A 16171-nucleotide genomic window follows, 5' to 3' on the forward strand; every position below is an offset into this window, starting at 1 on the left:
GCGCCATTTTCCAGGCCGTTTATCAGGGGGTCGGTCGCTATCTTTCCGCTTCAGCGGCGGCGACTCGAACTACTTTACACACCAACCCGACCCCATACAAATCGGCCCCCGCAAGCACCTCCCCGCGCCACAAACCCCGGAAATCCGCGGGTTTCAGCCCCTCCGGCGGGGTCAAAGCGCCCAGCCGTTCGACATCGGACTTCTGTGGAGTGGGTCACAGTCGGAATGCCGGCCCCGCCACGGCGGAGGGTGAAACCAATCCGATCAGCCCGTTTCACGCCGTCGTTCACCTGCCCTCACTCTCTGCGGGCGCGGGCGGGACGGCGTCGGGTGCCGCCGCATGCGGGTCGCCGCCGGGTTCGCCGGCGCCGGGCTTCCCCGCCTCCCCGCCACGCGCCGTCGTCGTCGCCGTCGTCGTCGTTGTCGTTGTCGTTGACGCCGCTGCCTTCGCACCCGAACGGCCCCGCCGCCACAGCGGTTCCAGCTCCGCCACTTCCGCGGCCGTGGCGGTCCCGAACGGAGCGTGGGCCGGCCCCGCTGGAGCCCTGCGCTCCTGGCCGCGGGTGGCCCAAAGGCTTGCGCCGATGGACACGCCGAGAATTGTGGCGATGACGCCCAGCGACAGCGGGGTGGGGATGTAGTAGATGTCGATCTTGAGCAGCATCTTGATACCGACCCAGACCAGCACGAGCGCCAGGCCGATTTTGAGGTAGATGAACCGGTGGATCAGGTCGGCGAGCAGGAAGTACATGGCACGGAGGCCAAGGATCGCGAAGGCGTTGGCGGTGAAGACCAGGAACACCTCGTCGGTGACGGCGAAGATCGCGGGGATCGAATCGACGGCAAAAATGATGTCCGTAACCTCGACCAGGGCCAGGACGGCCAGCAGCGGGGTGGCCAGCACCAGGCCGTTCTTGCGGACCAGGAATTTCTGCCCGTGGAACTTGTCGGTCATGGGCACGTACCGGCGGAAAAGTTTCAGCGCCCGAGACTTCTCCGGCTCCGGGTGGTCGTTGCGCTGGCGGATCATCCGGTAGCCGGTGAAGAGCAGGAACGCCGCGAAGAGGTAGAGCACCCACCCGGCGCTGGCGATGATGGCGGAGCCCGCGGCGATGAAGACGCCGCGGAACACCAGGGCGCCCAGCACGCCGAGGAAAAGCACCCGGTGCTGGTACTCACGGGGCACGGCGAAATACGTGAAGATGATCGCCCAGATGAAGACATTGTCCACCGCCAGGGATTTCTCGATCAGGTACCCGGCGAAGTACTGCTGGCCGAATTCGGCCCCGTACAGCTGCCACACCAGCGCGCCGAATCCGACGCCGAACGCGACCCAGACGGCGGACCACAACGCCGCTTCACGGACGCCGATCACATGCGCTTTGCGGTGGGCGAACAGGTCCACCGCCAACATCAGGACGATCACGCCAAGGACGGCCAACCAGGCCCACAGAGGAACATTCACCGAAGAGCACCCGCTTCCAGTCAGTCAACACCAACTGGAGGTCTCTCCCGGCCCCAAGGGGCCTGCCCGCCGGGCCGCTCAGGGGCGGCCGTACTGACGACGGAACATTTGGGGGATACTCCCCTCCACCTAAAAAGTGAAACACACTTCACCCCTGCCGACAATGGTCGGCAGAGCATCCCCGCCCCCGTTGCATCCGCTCCCCCGATCTGGCTAGGGTAATTACTAAGCATGCTTAGCGTGTTGTGGGATCCACCCGCCGTCGTGCCCGGGGCTGAGGACAAGCCCGGGCGCAGCGCAACCATCGGAGGAGAACTATGACTGACCAGTACACGTTCAGGAACCCCGTTACGGCGTACGAGCAGATCGAGCCGCCCGAGCAGAGCCAGCCGGAGCCCGGCCTGGACGCCAAGCTCACGCCCAAGGCGGATCTGGGCGAGGACACGTACCGCGGCACCGGCCGGCTGGAGGGCCGCAAGGCGCTCGTCACCGGCGCGGACTCCGGCATCGGCGCCGCGACGGCGATCGCCTTCGCCCGCGAGGGTGCCGACGTCGTGATGTCCTACCTTCCCGAGGAGGAAGAGGACGCCACCCGGATCGCGAACCTGATCGAGAAGGCCGGCCGCAAGGCGGTCAAGGTGCCAGGCGATCTGAAGGATTCGGCAGTGTGCCGGGAGCTCGTCGAAACCGCTGTCAAGGAACTCGGCGGCCTGGACATCCTGGTCAACAACGCCGGCAAGCAGGTCGCGCAGAAGGCCCTCGGCGACATCACCGATGTCGAGTTCGACCACACCTACAAGACCAACGTCTACGCGATGTTCTGGCTGACCAAGGAGGCGCTGCCGCACCTGCCGGCCGGCTCCAGCATCATCAACTCCACCTCCATCCAGGCCTACAGCCCTTCGGAAACCCTGGTGGATTACGCCTCCACCAAGGCGGCGATCAACAACTTCACCAAGGGCCTGGCCCAGCAGCTGGCACCCAAGGGCATCCGGGTGAACGCGGTGGCGCCCGGCCCCATCTGGACCCCGCTGCAGGCCAGCGGCGGCCAGCCCACCGAGGACCTGCCGGAGTTCGGCAAAGAGACCCCGCTGGGCCGCGCCGGCCAGCCGGCCGAGCTGGCGCCGGCGTACGTGTTCCTCGCCTCGTCCGAGTCCAGTTACGTCATCGGCGAGACGCTCAACGTCAACGGCGGCATGCCGACGCCGTAGGCGCCGTCTCCGTTCACGCCAGTGGGCCCCTCCCGGACTTTCCGGGAGGGGCCCACTCATGTTTGCGACGCCGTCCCGCCCACCCAAGTACGACGCCGACGCCGGCCCGCTCCCAGCGCTACCGCTCCGGCTGCAGGGCCTTGCTCCACAGCACAGCACCGTTGGCGTTGCGCAGGCTGACGGTGAAGACGTCGTCGGCGCCCAGGTCCACGTGGCCAAAGTACTGGCTTTCGCCGCTGCGCGGGGATTCGTTTGCGTAGGCGCCGGCCTTGAAAAACTTCACCTCCGGCCCGAACGTGCCGTCCAGGGCGTTGGGGCCGAAGCTGCCGGCGTTGATGGGCCCGGCGACGAATTCCCAGAACGGGTCGAAGTCGGTGAACGCGGCCCGCTCGGGCGAGTAGTGGTGCGCGGCGCAGTAGTGCACGTCGGCCGTCAGCCAGACCACGTTCTTAACCCGGCTGCGCTTGAACGCGGAGAGCACCCCGGCGAGCTCGAGTTCCTTGCCCAAGGGGGCGCCGGCGTCGCGGTTGGAGAGCGATTCCTGGTTAACCGGGCCGTCCGGCACCACCAGCCCCAGCGGGAGGTCGTTGGCGATGACCTTCCAGGTGGCCTTGGATTTGCTGACTTCGCGAATCAGCCAGTCGGCCTGCTCCTGGCCCAGGATGTGCGTCAGCTGCCGTTCCTTGCCGTCCGTGTTGGCGTCCTTGTAGGTGCGCATGTCCAGGCAGAAGATGTCCAGCTGCGGGCCGCGGCTGATCTTCCGGTAGATCCGGGCCGGTTCGAAGCCGGTGCCGCCGGCGCTGACCCCGGCGATGGGCTGGTACTCCTGCCAGGCCTGCCGGCCGCGGGCGGCGAGCACGTCCACGCGGCGTTCGGTGTAGCGGCTGTCGGTGAGGATCTGGCCCGGGTACCAGTTGTTGTGGGTCTCGTGGTCGTCCCACTGCGCGATCACCGGGACCTCCGCGTAGAGGGCGCGGACGTTCCTGTCCATCATGTTGTAGCGGTGCCGGCCGCGGTATTCGTTGAGCGATTCGGCCACCTTCGACACTTCCTCGGTGACGAGGTTGCGCCAGATCTTGCCGTCCGGCTCGGTCACCTGCGCGCTGATCGGCCCGTCGGCGTAGATCGTGTCGCCGGAGTGGATGAAGAAGTCCGGCGCTGTGGCGTGCATGGCCGCGTAGCCGCGCATCCCGCCGATCTCCTCGTTGATGCCCCAGCCTTGGCCGGCGGTGTCGCCGCTCCAGACGAAGCTCTGGCCGCGGGCGGCGCGGCCACTGTGCAGCAGCCCGGTCTCCGGCGCGGTGCTGAACGATCCCTGCGCGGTCTCGCCGGCGTTGCCGTCGGCGTCCTCGAAGTGCAGGCTCACCGCGAAACGGGTGCCGGCGGGCAGGTGTTCGGCGTTGATCCTTGCGGTGAAGTCGGTCGCCTCACTGGCGGCGCTCCCCCGCAGCACCCGCCTGAAGGCGCGGCCGCCGCGGAGCGGGGACCCGTCGTCGTCGACGGCCAGCAGGTTCGCCACCAGCCGGCCGGGGCCCGACGCGCGGGACCACAGCACACCGGAGCCGGTGGTGACATCGCCGGTGGCGATGCCGGAGGGAAGGGTCAGGCGGTTGCGGACCAGTGCGACTCCGGCGGGCCGGGCGGCGCTGGCCGCTCCGCCCGTTGCGGGGACGACGGCGGCTGCGCCGGCGGCGGCCAGGGCACCTTTGAGGACATTGCGGCGGGTGAAATCAGTCATGGTGCCATCCTTGACTGCCCGCGTAAACCGGTGGTGGCGGGAGCGTGAACAGCGCCGGGCCAGTGGATGCGCCCGGCGCTGGTGTCTACCGGAACCAGAGGGTGGGCGGGAAGGCCCGGTTCGCCGATGCGTAGGGTTCGCTGGGCAGGTTGCCGGCTTTCCACGGTTCGTCGGACCGGACCTCCGGGGTGTGGCCGTGGCCGTCCCGCAGGATGGCGACGAACGTGCCGGGGATCGCGACCAGGGCGGATCCGGCGAGCAGGACTGCAAGTACTTCCATGGTGATGCACCTCGGTGGTGGGTGGCGGGTGGATGACTTCAGTGTCTGCAAGCACCGTGTGAGCAGGCGTGTGAGGACGTTCCGGCGGTAAAATTCGGTATGGCCGACACCTGGATTCGGCTCCTCGGCCCGCCCCGGGTCGAACCCCCTGACCCAGCACCCACGGACCTTGACTCCGCGGGCGGGGCTCCCCCGCAGCCCCGCGGCCGCAAGGCGTGGGCGGTGCTGGCCTACCTCGCCCTGAACCCGGCCGGCGTTGGCCGCGCGCGGACCGCCGCGCTCCTGTTTCCCGACGCCGCGGATCCACTCGGCGCGCTGCGCTGGAACCTCTCCGAGCTGCGTCGGGTGCTCGGCGGCGCGGCGATCGCGGGCGATCCCCTGCGGCTGGAGCTGCAGCCGGGCTGGCGCTGCGACGTGCTGGAGCTCCTGGGTTCGGCAGGGGGCCGTGACGTCGCTCCGCGCCGGTTCGAGGGCCAGCTGCTGGAAGGCCTGAACTTTGCTGACAGCCCGGTGTTTGAATCCTGGCTCGCGGACCAGCGCTACCGGATTGAGAACGCGCTGCAGTCCTTGCTCTACGACGCCGCGCTGGCGGCGCTGGCGGCCGGCGCCCCGGCGGACGCCTCCGCCCTCGCATCCCGGGCGCTGCAGCGGGATCCGTTCAACACCGACTGCACCGCCGTGCTGGTCAGGGCGCTGGTGGCCCTCGGTGAGCAGCGCCGCGCCCGCGAGCAGGTCACCAAGTTCGGCGAGCTGTACCGCGCGGAGCTGGGGCTGCCGCTGCCCGAGGAGGTCCGCCGGGCGCTCTCGGAACCGGGGACCGCTGCGGATTCCGGCACCCCGGCGAACGCTGCCACCGTGCGGTCCTACCTCGACGCCGGTGCAGCCTCGCTCTTGGCCGGCGCGGTGGACCGCGGGCTGGCGCAGCTGCGCCTCGCCGTCGAACTGGCCCAGCGGGCGGGCGAACGACACCTGCTGGCCGAGTCGCTCGTGACACTGGCCGGGGCGGTCATCCACCAGGCGGGCGGCCGCGGCGCCGAGGTGGCGGACTTCCTCCACCGCGCGCTGACGGCGGAGTCGCCCGACGGCGGCTCCCGCACCGCTGCTGCCGCGTACCGGGAGCTGGGCTACCTGGCGGTGCAGCGCGGTGTGCCGGACCGGGCCGCCGGCTGGCTGGAGCGGGCGATGAGGGCCGCGAGGGGGTTCCCGGACGAGCAGTCGAGGATCCTGGCAATCCAGGGCATGCTGGCCTCGGACACCGCGCGCTACGCAGATGCGGTGGCCGCTCTGACCGAGTCGGTGCGGCTCGCCGCAGAGGCCGGGAACCGCCGGCAGCAGGCGTTCGGGGAGGCACTGCTGGGCCGGGTCCACCTCATCCGTGGCGAACTTGGCCCGGCCGGGGCGTGCCTGGACCGGGCCCTGGCCGGGGTGGCCGCGGAACACTGGACGGCGTTCGAGCCGTTCGTGGCCGGGCTGCGCGGCGAGACGTATCTGGCGGCAGGGGAGCTCGAGCAGGCGGCAGCGCTGATCGACCGGTCCTGGGTGATGGCGGAGCTGGCCGGTGACCACTGCTACATGGCCCTCGCGGCCGGGGCCGAGGCGCGGCTGTTCCTGGCACACGGCGATCTGGCCGCCGCCGAACACTGGGTGGGCCGGGGCATGGCGCCCAGCCCGTGGTACCTCTGGTACTCGGCCCGGCTGCTGGACGTGGCGGCGGAAGTGGCATTGGCCTCGGGTTCGCCGCGGGCCTCCGAGTTCGCGGACCGGCTGGGTGCGTTGGCCAGCCGGTCCGGGATGCGTGAGTTTGCCGTGCGGGCGCAGTCGCACCGGGCGGCCCTCGGCGATGCGGGCGCCGCCGAATCCGCGCAGTGGCTGGCGAAGGAGATCGACAACCCGGTGCTGGCCGGGTGGGTGGCGCGGCGGCAGGCGGGGCACCGGGCCGGGTGAGGCGGCCGACGTCGGGCGCTTCCGATGGGGAAAACGGTTGGTGCGAGGCGGATGCTCTATCAGCTTTGGCTGTTCCGACGGGCTCAGACCAGCCATAACTGACAGGGCATCGGCAGCAAGGCAGCCTTCACGCGTGCGCGGTTTCCACGAACGGGACCTGGCCGGCGTACTGCTGGTAGAGCTTGACCGCTTCGTCGACGTCGATGTGGCCGATGTCCAGGGAGACGGCGAGGCTTTCGAGCTGGGCGCTGCAGGTTTCGGCGGCGCTGACCCGGTCCGCGACGGCACGCGAGGTGGCGAAGTTGGTGGACAGCGCGGCGGCGACGGAGAGGATCACGGCCAGCAAGCACAGCACCCGCCAGACGATCGAGTCCTCGCTGAGCGAGAGCAGGTTTGCCGTGGCGTGGGTGAATCCCGTGCCGCCCACCGCGGGGCCGGCGGTGAGTGCAGCGGCCAGTCCGCTGCCCACAATGCTGACGTTGGAGAGCCGGTTCCGGCGGGGCCGTTCGCGGGCCAGGTAGGCGCGGACGGCGCGTTGCTTCTCGTCGATCCGGTCGGACAGTTTCTGCCGGGCGTCTGGTGATTCGCTCATGATCCTTGTGCCAGCTTCCCTCGCCAATCCCTGGGGGCCGCGTGGTGGCGAACGCGGACAGCAACAGGATGCTCCCGCACGTGGACGGTGTCTAGGCCCCAACTGACTCGCAGTTGTTGTCGTTTTGGGGCCTCAAAACGACAACAACCGCGAGCTACTTGGGCACGCTTGGCACATCCGGGTTAAACAAAAGCAGGGCCCGTCCGAAGACGGGCCCTGCTGGAAACCTAACGGTTCCGGGTATCTAAGGAAATTAGATAGCCTGGATGTTGGTGGCCTGAGGACCCTTGGGGCCCTGCTCGGTTTCGAAGGAGACCTTCTGGTTCTCTTCGAGGGAGCGGAAGCCCGAGGAGTTGATCGCGGAGTAGTGCGCGAAAACGTCCTGTGAGGAGTCATCGGGGGAAATGAAGCCGAAGCCCTTTTCAGCGTTAAACCATTTGACGGTACCAGTAGCCATTATTTTTGTCCTTCGTGAAGGTGGAGGAACTGTCCCGACTTTCGGGTCCTCCTGTTTGGGGTGCTCAAAACCGCTGCTTCAGAAGAACACGGGCTTTCGACCGTGCGTACTGCCTGAACTACGAACTGCATAAACACAACAACAAGAACTACTCTACAGGACGGATGGGCGGAGGATTACCACTCGTCATCATCGGCGCCCTTTGGGACGCCCCCGCCGCGCGCCTACCTACGAGACGGATTGCCGCGTCCGGCCGAGGTCCGCTGCCGACGACGTCGTTCCCACCTCGTGCGCGATGCCCGGTTTCGCCGGGGGATCCGCGCGGTCGCGGCGGCCGCCGAGCCGCCTCTCCACGGCCCGTCCTGCGGCTATGGAGAGGCGCTGGGCGGGCTGCTCCACGAAGCGGTAGAACAGTTCGGCCACCGCGAACGAGGCAACCGCGGAGACGGCGAGCGCCAGCGGAAGCGAGACTGACCGTAGCAGGGTGACGCCGGCCAGGATGATCGGCAGGTGCACCAGGTAGAGGCTGAAGGAGATCCGGCCCAGCCATTGGGCAACGGCGGTGTCTCCGAGCTTCTTCGCGGAGCCGGACAGCAGGAACACCAGGACGAGCAGCGTCGCGCCGACCGTTACCAGCGCCTCGACGCCGTCGACCGGTTTGGCGGGGCTGAACCATTCTGCGTTAGCCAGGACCAGGCCGGCGGCGGTGACAGGCAGCCAGACGAAGCGCGGCCACGAGCGGGTCAGCTCGCGGATCCGTTCGCGTTCGGCACCGAGGATCGCGCCGATGGCGAAAATGGGCAGGTAGATCAGCCAATCGATGTGCTGCACCGCGCCCACCGCGGCCAGGGCCACGACGATGCCGAGCTTCAGGTGCCAGAAGCGCCGCCAGCGGAGGGCACCGAAGACGTACACCGGCAGCAGCAGGGAGAACAAGATCTCCCACCGGAGGGTCCACAGCGGGGTGTTGATGGTGCTCGCGCCCAACAGAAGCAGGCCGTCCTTGGCGACCTGGCCCACGCTGGGGTCGGTGACGTACATGTTCGCCCAGGAGCTTTGCAGGGAAGACACTGTGCGTGGGATAGTCACGACCAGCGCGACCGCCACGGCTAAGGCCGCCCAGGCTGGCAGGTAGAGACGCAGCAATCGCTTGGCGTAGTACGTGGTCCAGCGGGTGGCCTTGTCCCCGCGGGTGAACGGCAGGATCAGGACAAAGCCGGACAGCACAAAGAAGACGTGGACCGCGGGAGTGCCGTTCCAAAGGACGTGCAGCGGGGAAAATACCGCCCAGTGCCCCGCAGCGTCGAGTGGTGCGGACCGGTCATCGAAGACCACATTCCCGATTCCCGGGAGCGTGGAGAGCAAATGGCAGGCGATGACCACCAGGGCGGCTATCCCGCGGAGGCCGTCCAATTGGGTGACTCGTTTTTGACCAGACTGATTCGGCATCAGCCCTATGTTACCAGTTCGTTACATTGGGGCGGGTGGCTGGTGTTAGCTCGCAGGCATGGATTCGCGCCCTCGCAGTCTGGTTCCCGACGGAAAATTCCCGGGCACATCCTCCCGGACACGCAGCGACATGGCCTCTGAAACCGGGCGCTTTCCGGGTAATGACTACTCGTGACACGGGATCACCGCGCCTATAACTTGAGCTTCACTCGGTACGGGTCGAGGTACAGGTGCCAAGCGGGGAGGCAACCATGCGTAAGGGTGCGACACTGGCCTCCACTGCGCAGGCAATCGAGGCGGCCGCGCTCCGCGGCCCAGTCCGCAAGGGCCCCACACCGATATCCGAGAAAATACTTTTCAACTATGCCACCGTTGCGCCGATGAGCCGGGCCGCTTATGAAGCCGCACGCACATTCATGGCGGATTTTTACCTCTACGGGCCCCCCGAAGTGCTCTACCAATACGACACACTGGCAGACGACATGGCCACCGAAGCCGCCCGGCTGGTCAATTGTGCGGCTGAAGAAATCACGTACCTAAAAAATACGACCGAGGGCATCATCATGGCGAGTGAGGCCCTGCCGCTGCAGCGGGGCGATGAGGTACTGGTGCTCGGCAACGAATATCCCGCGAATCTGCTGCCGTGGTTGCGCAAGCGCCACGACGGCGTGACGGTGAGGGTAATTACGGGCCGCGACAATGAAGGCGCGTTCCTGCGTTTGCTCGAGAGCATCGGCCCGCGAACAAGGGCCATAAGCATCTCCTCGGCCCAGCAGTACGACGGATTCATGCCGGCCCTCGGCTTACTTTCGCGCAAGTGCCGCGGCCTGGGCATCTTCCTGGTTGTCGACGCCGTCCAGCACGTTGGTGCGCGGAGGATTGATCTAACCAGGACCCCGGTGGACATCCTGGTCTGCGGCGGCCAAAAGTATCTGCGCGCCGGCATGGGGATCGGCTTCATGTACGTCAACCGGAACGTCATGCCCCTCCTGCGTGACAGCAAAGCGGGCATTCGCAGCGTGGAACATTTCGACGAGAATTCCTACGTGCTCAAAAGTACGGCCGCCCGGTTTCAGGATGGGACCCAAAATGTCAGCGGCCTGGCGGCACTCCATGCAGCGCTCCGGGAAACCAACGCCATCGGGATGGGCGCCATCGAACAGAAAAACCTTGAGCTCCTGGCGGGGATCAAGGGTATTCTGCACGAACACAACCTGGACTTCATTGATCACGGCACGCATCAAAGCAACATCGTCTCGCTACGCATCCCTGATCCGGCCGGCCTATGCGGATTCCTGACGGAACGGGGCGTCTACCTAAAGCCCATCCAGGACGTGGCCCGACTCTCCTTCATCCACGAGTCCAAGCTGGAAGACGTCGAGGTTTTGGCCCGGCTCGCCCGAGAATTCCTCGACGGTAGCAGAAGCTAGCGTTCGCGCGGGTGATCGCGGGTGATCGCGGGTGACGCCGCCAGTAACGCCGCCAGCGAGCGGGGCCGGGGCGGTATGGGCAACGGTTCAGCGGGCGGGGCCGGGGCGGTGCGGGCGGCCACGGGCTTAGTGGGCAGGGTTAGCGGGCAGCGGCTTGCCTGGGAGACCAATTAACTCTTGGCATGATGATGGACGGCTCGATGTTGTCTTTGTAGCGGCGCGTGAACTCGAGCATGGCGGCCAATTCCGCCTGCAGCCGGGCCTCCAGGTCCCTGTGACAGGCCCTGATTGCCTCATGCACTTCCACGTGGGGTTCCAGCTTGCCGGTCGCTTCCTGGCGGGGGTTGGTGACATGCTCGATTTTGACCGAGGAATCGATTTCTGCGAGTTTTTGGGCTATTTCACCGACACTCAGACGATGGGTGAAGTTGTGCACCATCAGGTGTTCACCGGCCTCGACGTCGAGGTCGATCAACTTGAGGAAGTTGTCGACCGTGTCGGTCAGGCTGATCAGGCCGGTCTTCTGGGTCCCGTCGCCATAAACAGTCAGGGGATGGCCGACGACGGCCTGGCAGACAAAGCGATTGATGACCGTGCCAAAGACGGCGTCGTAATTGAATCTGGCGGCCAGTCCGCCACGCTCAGGTGAATGGTTTTCCGGAACTGTCGCTCCAAAGATGGTGGCTTGCTGGACTGTCATGACCTTCAAGCCCCACATTTTTGAACAAAGGTCATCGATCAGCAGGTCAGTGATCTTCGATTGATGGTAAAAGTCGGTGGCTTGCATCGGAAGGAAGCTTTGCAGGACCTTGTGCTGCCGGCCTTCATGTTCGAAAGCGAAGTCGTGCTTACCGAGCGGGACCGCATCGGTGTCGGTGGCCATGTAGCAGCCTCCGGAGCCAAGCTTGATGTATTTAGTGGCTCTGCTCAGGTGCGCGATAGCCCACAGCACGTTGAGGTGGCCGACGATATTATTCGTAAAGGTGGCTGCCGCATTCTCCGCACTGCTCATTGAGAACGGCGCCGAGGGCTGCTGGGCGCCGTTGATGACGACGGCGGGCCGGTACTTCGCAATTACCTTCTCAACAGCCTTCGGGTCCAGGAGTTCGACATTCTCGAATGAAAGATTCTGTTTCCCGAAGATCCGTTCATATTCGGCGATGCGCGCTTCGGGGCTCCGGAGTGGCACCAGGACCTTGGCCCCAGCCTCTTCTTCCCAGCGGCGCTTGATGAGGTTATCCACCAGAACCACCTGCCGGCCGGTGCGGTTGGCCAACGCCAGTCCCAGCGTCCAGCCCAAATACCCGTCACCGCCAAGAATCATGAGCATATTGTCGTTCGTCTCAATCATGGCTGACCCCATGAAAATCACGCTTTCCGCTTTTACAAAATGCATGAGTGGTTCCGTAATTCGAGAACGTAGAGCAAACACTGCCCATGAGTCAATGCTTTGGGTCAGCTCACGGTGCGGCTTCCGGCTGGTCGCACGGGAGTAGTCCCGCAGGATTCACTCGCCCTGCTGCTCCCCGGAGCAAATTCCGCCGGATGGAGCAATCCGCCGCTCAATGTCCTCCGAATTGCTGGCATAAGCATCGGAACGGCCGAACCACAGGTCGCTCCCTCACCGCAAGCCCGCACCCAAGGAGCCAGCATGACAACCACGACCCACAACCGGACCGCAGCCCGCACCACCGTCCAGAAGGCGAGCCTCGCCGTCGGCGCCGTCTTCCTGCTGGTCGGCATCCTGGGCTTCGTCCCGGGCATCACCACCAACTACGAGTCGCTGCAATTCGCCGGCCACCACTCCGAGGCCATGCTGCTGGGACTGTTCCAGGTCTCGGTCCTGCACAACATCGTCCACCTGCTCTTCGGCGCCGCCGGCCTGCTGCTGGCCCGTACCGCCACCGGCGCCCGCTCCTTCCTGCTCTACGGCGGTGTCATCTACCTGGTCCTGTTCGTGTACGGCCTGGTAGTTCCCGAAGATTCGGCCGGCGACTTCGTGCCGCTGAACAGCCTGGACAACATCCTGCACCTGGTGCTCGGCGCCGGCATGATCGCGCTGGCAGTCATCCTCACCAAGGGCCGCGCCAAGGCACACGCCTAAGCCAGCGCCGCACGGAGCACCGCGCCTCCACGACAACCGTGCCCGCCGGAACCCGGCGGGCACGGTTGTCGTGTCAGGTCTTGTCACGCAGTTAACTGCGCATTCATGTCTTCCTTGGATTGGGTCAATCCGGCGTGAATAGCGTGGCGGGCATGGACAACATTTCGCGCAGATCCGTTCTTTCCGCCGGCCTCGGAGCGGGGCTCGTCGCCGCCTGGCCGGGGGCCGCCGTCGCCGTTTCCACCGCGGACGACGCCGGTCTCCGCACCGATCCGTTCCGGCTCGGCATCGCCTCCGGCGAGCCGTGGCCGGACGGTTTCGTGATCTGGACCCGGCTGGCGGTGGACCCGGTGGCCGGGGACGGGCTGGGCGGGATGCCCGCACGCAACGTCGCGGTGGCGTGGGAAGTGGCGGAGGACGCAGGCATGCGCACGGTGGTGGCCCGCGGCGTCGAGCACGCCCGGATCGAGACCGCGCACTCGGTGCACGTGGAGCTGAAAGGCCTGCGGCCGGGACGCGAATACTTCTACCGGTTCCGCACCGGCCGGCACATCAGCCCGGTGGGCCGGACGCTGACCAGCCCGGCACCGCACGAGGTGCCGGCGGCGCTGGCCATGGCGTTCGCCAGCTGCGCGCAGTACGAGCACGGTTACTTCACCGCCTACGCCCGGCTGGCCCAGGACCACCCGGACCTGGTGCTGCACTTGGGCGACTACCTGTACGAGTACAAGAAGGACAGCTACGTGATCGGCGGCAGCAACCCGCGCGACCACGCAGGACCGGAGACGGTGAACCTGGCCGGCTACCGGCAGCGGCACGCGCAGTACAAGGCCGACGCCGACCTGCAGGCCGCGCACGCCGTGGCGCCGTGGCTGGTGGTGTGGGATGACCACGAGGTGGACAACAACTGGGCGGACGACGTCCCGGAGAACCGCGATGCCGGGCAGCTGAACGACACCACCCAGCACTTCCGGCAGCGCCGCGCCGCCGCGTTCCAGGCCTACTACGAAAACATGCCGCTGCGGCGCTCGTCCGTGCCGGCGGGTGCCGACATGAAGATCTACCGGAAGCTGCAGTGGGGCCAGGTGGCCAACTTCCACATGATGGATACCCGTCAGTACCGCGACGACCAGCTCGCCGGCGACGGCTGGCGGAAGAACGTTACCGAGCGCCTGGCGGAGGACCGCACCATCACCGGCGCGGAGCAGGAGAAGTGGCTGCTGGAGGGGTTCCGGAACTCCACGCAGCGCTGGGACATTCTGGGCCAGCAGGTGTTCTTCGCCGAGCGGGACCGGAACCAGGCACCGGAGATCGACGACGTCTCCATGGACGGCTGGGACGGCTACGCCGCGTCACGCCGCCGCATCACGCAGGGCTGGGTGGACGCGGACGTGCGGAACGCCGTCGTCCTGACCGGCGACGTGCACCGCAACTGGGCCAACGACGTCAAGGTGGACTACAAGGAGCCGGCCTCCCCCGTGGTCGGCTCCGAACTGGTGTGCACCTCGATCACCTCGACCGGCAATGGCACCGGCTCCACCACGGACGCCACGATGGCCTGGAACCCGCACCTGAAGTTCTACAACGACAACCGCGGCTACGTGAACACCCGCATCACCAAGGACGCCATGACCGCCGCCTTCCGGACGCTGGACTACGTCACGACGCCGGGCGCACCGGTGAGCACGAAGGCGTCGTTTGAGATCCGGGACGGGGTGCCGGGGCTGCAGTAGCGGGGGCAGAACACCGGCGGTCTGTACCGGGCGCGGCCCCGGGCATATCCTGCAGAAAGACCTGTTCAATGGCCCCCATTTCCGGGAGGTACGCATGGAAATGCCCAAAGCGTCCGACGCCGACAAGGAGCACTTCCGCTCGCTGATTCCGGACCATCCCGGGGTGGTCATCAAGCCGATGTTCGGAAACCTCGGGGCGTTCGTGAACGGCAACATGTTCGCCGGCTTGTTCGGCTCCACCATTGGCGTGAAGCTTTCCACTGCGGATCAGGCGGCGCTCGAAAGTTCGGAGCGGACCGTTCCGTTCGGCCCGGCCGAGCGCCCTATGGGCGGCTACACCGGATTGCCGGAGGTCTGGAACGGCGACGGCGGCGGCACCGGCGAGGAGCGCGCCAGGGCCTGGGTGGAAAGGGCGTTCGAGTATGTGGCCGGGCTGCCGCCTAAGGCCCCGAAGGCGGCCAAGGCCTCCAAGGCACCGAAAGCGCCGAGGAAGTAGCCATTCCCTCCCCCGGCGCGGGACCTGTCCAGTCGGCCGACACCCTGGTGGTCGGCGCGGGGCAGGCCGGCCTGGCGACCAGCTGCTGGCTGAGCCGGTACGGCGTCGACCACTACGTGTTGGAACGGCGGAGGGAGCTGGGCGGTGCCTGGCAGGACCGCTGGGATTCGTTCTTCCTGAACACCCCGAATTTTTCGTTCCTGCTGCCGGAGCTGAGCTACGACGGTCCCGAGCCGGACGCCTTCCTCCCCCGGGATGAGGTGATCAGACTGTTCCGCGACTACGCCGCGCGGATCAAGGCGCCGGTCCGGCTCGGCACGGAGGTGACCCGGGTCGGCGTCGTCGACGGCCGCTTCACGGTGGAGACCAATCAGGGCCGCTGGCTCGCGCGGAACGTGGTCCTCGCGAACGGCGCCTTCCAGCGGCCGCGTTTTCCGGCGTCGGCAGGCAATCTCCCCGGGCACATCCGCCAGCTGCACAGCCACGACTTCCGCAACGCGCAGCAGCTTCCCGACGGCGCCGTGCTGGTGGTAGGCACCGGGCAGTCCGGCGGGCAGATCACCGAGGACCTGCTCGATGCCGGCCGAGAGGTCCACCTGTCCGTCTCCACCTGCCCCGACGCTCCGCGGCGGTACCGCGGCCAGGATGTTTTCCAGTGGATCCTGCAGGTCAACCTCCACGGCCCCGAATTCGGCATCAACGGCCTCCAGGCGGACCATCTGCCGTCACCGGCCGCGCGGTTCATGTGCAACCCGCTGATCTCCGGCAACGGCGGCGGCCATGGCATCCACCTCCGCGACCTCGGCCGCCGGGGCGTCCGCCTGCACGGTCGGTTCGAGGGAACGGACGACGGCGGCCTCGTCTTCAGCGACGATCTCCCCGCACGCCTCGCCCTGGTGGAGGCGGGGTTCCGCGAGCGCCTTGGGCGGATGGCCGACGCCTACATCGCCGCGGCAGGCATCGACGCCCCGCCCGCGGAACCCGCGCCGGCGGACGAGTGGCTGCCCGCAGACTCGGGGGCGCGGCTCGACCTGGCAGCCGAGGGAGTCACCTCGGTCATCTGGTGCACCGGCTACGGCCTGGACTTTGGCTTCCTCGACGCGCCCGTGCTGGACAAGTGGAACTACCCGCGGCACCGCCGGGGCGTCACTGAGGTCCCGGGTCTCTATGCCGTGGGCCTGCCCTGGCTCACGAAGCACCTGTCGGCCACGCTGTCGGTGGTGGGCGACGACGCGAAGTTCGTGGCAGAGCACATAGCGGGGCGGTGACGGC

The 16171-nt window shown here is 67.0% G+C and carries 14 protein-coding genes; 7 read left to right on the forward strand and 7 right to left on the reverse strand.

Translation table 11 applies throughout. From position 1 onward, the window contains the following. Nucleotides 1-286 precede the first annotated feature (286 nt). The gene (locus AB4Y91_RS16255; protein WP_441419457.1) at nt 287-1465 is read right to left on the reverse strand and encodes a TerC family protein; all 1179 of its coding nucleotides are present in this window, start codon (nt 1463-1465) and stop codon (nt 287-289) included. Between the two features lie 317 nt (nt 1466-1782). Between AB4Y91_RS16255 and AB4Y91_RS16260 the strand changes: the two genes are divergently transcribed. After that, on the forward strand, nt 1783-2676 hold the full coding sequence (locus AB4Y91_RS16260; protein WP_441419458.1) for a glucose 1-dehydrogenase: 894 nt from the start codon (nt 1783-1785) through the stop codon (nt 2674-2676). 118 nt (nt 2677-2794) lie between these two features. On the opposite strand, the gene AB4Y91_RS16265 is transcribed toward AB4Y91_RS16260, so the two are convergent. After that, the gene (locus tag AB4Y91_RS16265) at nt 2795-4414 is read right to left on the reverse strand and encodes an alkaline phosphatase D family protein (protein ID WP_441419459.1); all 1620 of its coding nucleotides are present in this window, start codon (nt 4412-4414) and stop codon (nt 2795-2797) included. An 85-nt stretch (nt 4415-4499) separates the two neighbouring features. Next, entirely contained in the window at nt 4500-4694 is a 195-nt protein-coding gene (locus tag AB4Y91_RS16270; RefSeq protein ID WP_441419460.1) for a hypothetical protein, read from the reverse strand. Nucleotides 4695-4793: 99 nt separating this feature from the next. Here AB4Y91_RS16270 and AB4Y91_RS16275 point away from each other — a divergent pair, with 99 nt between their 5' ends. Next, complete coding sequence (locus AB4Y91_RS16275; RefSeq protein WP_441419461.1) at nt 4794-6638, forward strand: BTAD domain-containing putative transcriptional regulator; 1845 nt, start codon at nt 4794-4796, stop codon at nt 6636-6638. Between the two features lie 127 nt (nt 6639-6765). On the opposite strand, the gene AB4Y91_RS16280 is transcribed toward AB4Y91_RS16275, so the two are convergent. From AB4Y91_RS16280 to AB4Y91_RS16290, 3 genes are all read right to left on the reverse strand, one after another. Beyond that, nucleotides 6766-7230, reverse strand: a complete 465-nt coding sequence (locus AB4Y91_RS16280; protein WP_441419462.1) for a hypothetical protein — start codon at nt 7228-7230, stop codon at nt 6766-6768. Between the two features lie 253 nt (nt 7231-7483). After that, nucleotides 7484-7687 carry a cold-shock protein gene (locus tag AB4Y91_RS16285; RefSeq protein ID WP_011690916.1) on the reverse strand — a complete coding sequence of 68 codons (204 nt, stop codon included), beginning with the start codon at nt 7685-7687 and terminating at the stop codon, nt 7484-7486. A gap of 228 nt (nt 7688-7915) precedes the next feature. Continuing rightward, nucleotides 7916-9136: an acyltransferase family protein gene (locus AB4Y91_RS16290; RefSeq protein WP_441419463.1), complete on the reverse strand. Its 1221-nt coding sequence runs from the start codon at nt 9134-9136 to the stop codon at nt 7916-7918. A gap of 251 nt (nt 9137-9387) precedes the next feature. Between AB4Y91_RS16290 and AB4Y91_RS16295 the strand changes: the two genes are divergently transcribed. Further along, the gene (locus AB4Y91_RS16295; RefSeq protein ID WP_441419464.1) at nt 9388-10566 is read left to right on the forward strand and encodes an aminotransferase class V-fold PLP-dependent enzyme; all 1179 of its coding nucleotides are present in this window, start codon (nt 9388-9390) and stop codon (nt 10564-10566) included. A gap of 139 nt (nt 10567-10705) precedes the next feature. Here AB4Y91_RS16295 and AB4Y91_RS16300 read toward each other — a convergent pair whose 3' ends face one another. Then, the gene (locus AB4Y91_RS16300; RefSeq protein WP_441419465.1) at nt 10706-11962 is read right to left on the reverse strand and encodes an NAD-dependent epimerase/dehydratase family protein; all 1257 of its coding nucleotides are present in this window, start codon (nt 11960-11962) and stop codon (nt 10706-10708) included. 255 nt (nt 11963-12217) lie between these two features. Here AB4Y91_RS16300 and AB4Y91_RS16305 point away from each other — a divergent pair, with 255 nt between their 5' ends. The 4 genes from AB4Y91_RS16305 to AB4Y91_RS16320 all read left to right on the forward strand — a co-directional run bounded on the left by AB4Y91_RS16305 (nt 12218) and on the right by AB4Y91_RS16320 (nt 16167). Further along, a complete protein-coding gene (locus AB4Y91_RS16305) occupies nt 12218-12670 on the forward strand; it encodes a DUF4383 domain-containing protein (RefSeq protein WP_441419466.1) in 453 nt (150 codons plus the stop codon). Nucleotides 12671-12822: 152 nt separating this feature from the next. Continuing rightward, entirely contained in the window at nt 12823-14403 is a 1581-nt protein-coding gene (locus tag AB4Y91_RS16310) for an alkaline phosphatase D family protein (RefSeq protein ID WP_441419467.1), read from the forward strand. 94 nt (nt 14404-14497) lie between these two features. After that, entirely contained in the window at nt 14498-14899 is a 402-nt protein-coding gene (locus AB4Y91_RS16315; RefSeq protein ID WP_441419468.1) for a TfoX/Sxy family protein, read from the forward strand. Nucleotides 14900-14946: 47 nt separating this feature from the next. Further along, the gene (locus AB4Y91_RS16320; RefSeq protein WP_441419469.1) at nt 14947-16167 is read left to right on the forward strand and encodes a flavin-containing monooxygenase; all 1221 of its coding nucleotides are present in this window, start codon (nt 14947-14949) and stop codon (nt 16165-16167) included. The last annotated feature ends 4 nt before the right edge of the window (nt 16168-16171 follow it).

Origin of the sequence: Arthrobacter sp. YAF16 (assembly GCF_052113385.1) — a bacterium.
GTDB lineage: Bacteria > Actinomycetota > Actinomycetes > Actinomycetales > Micrococcaceae > Arthrobacter.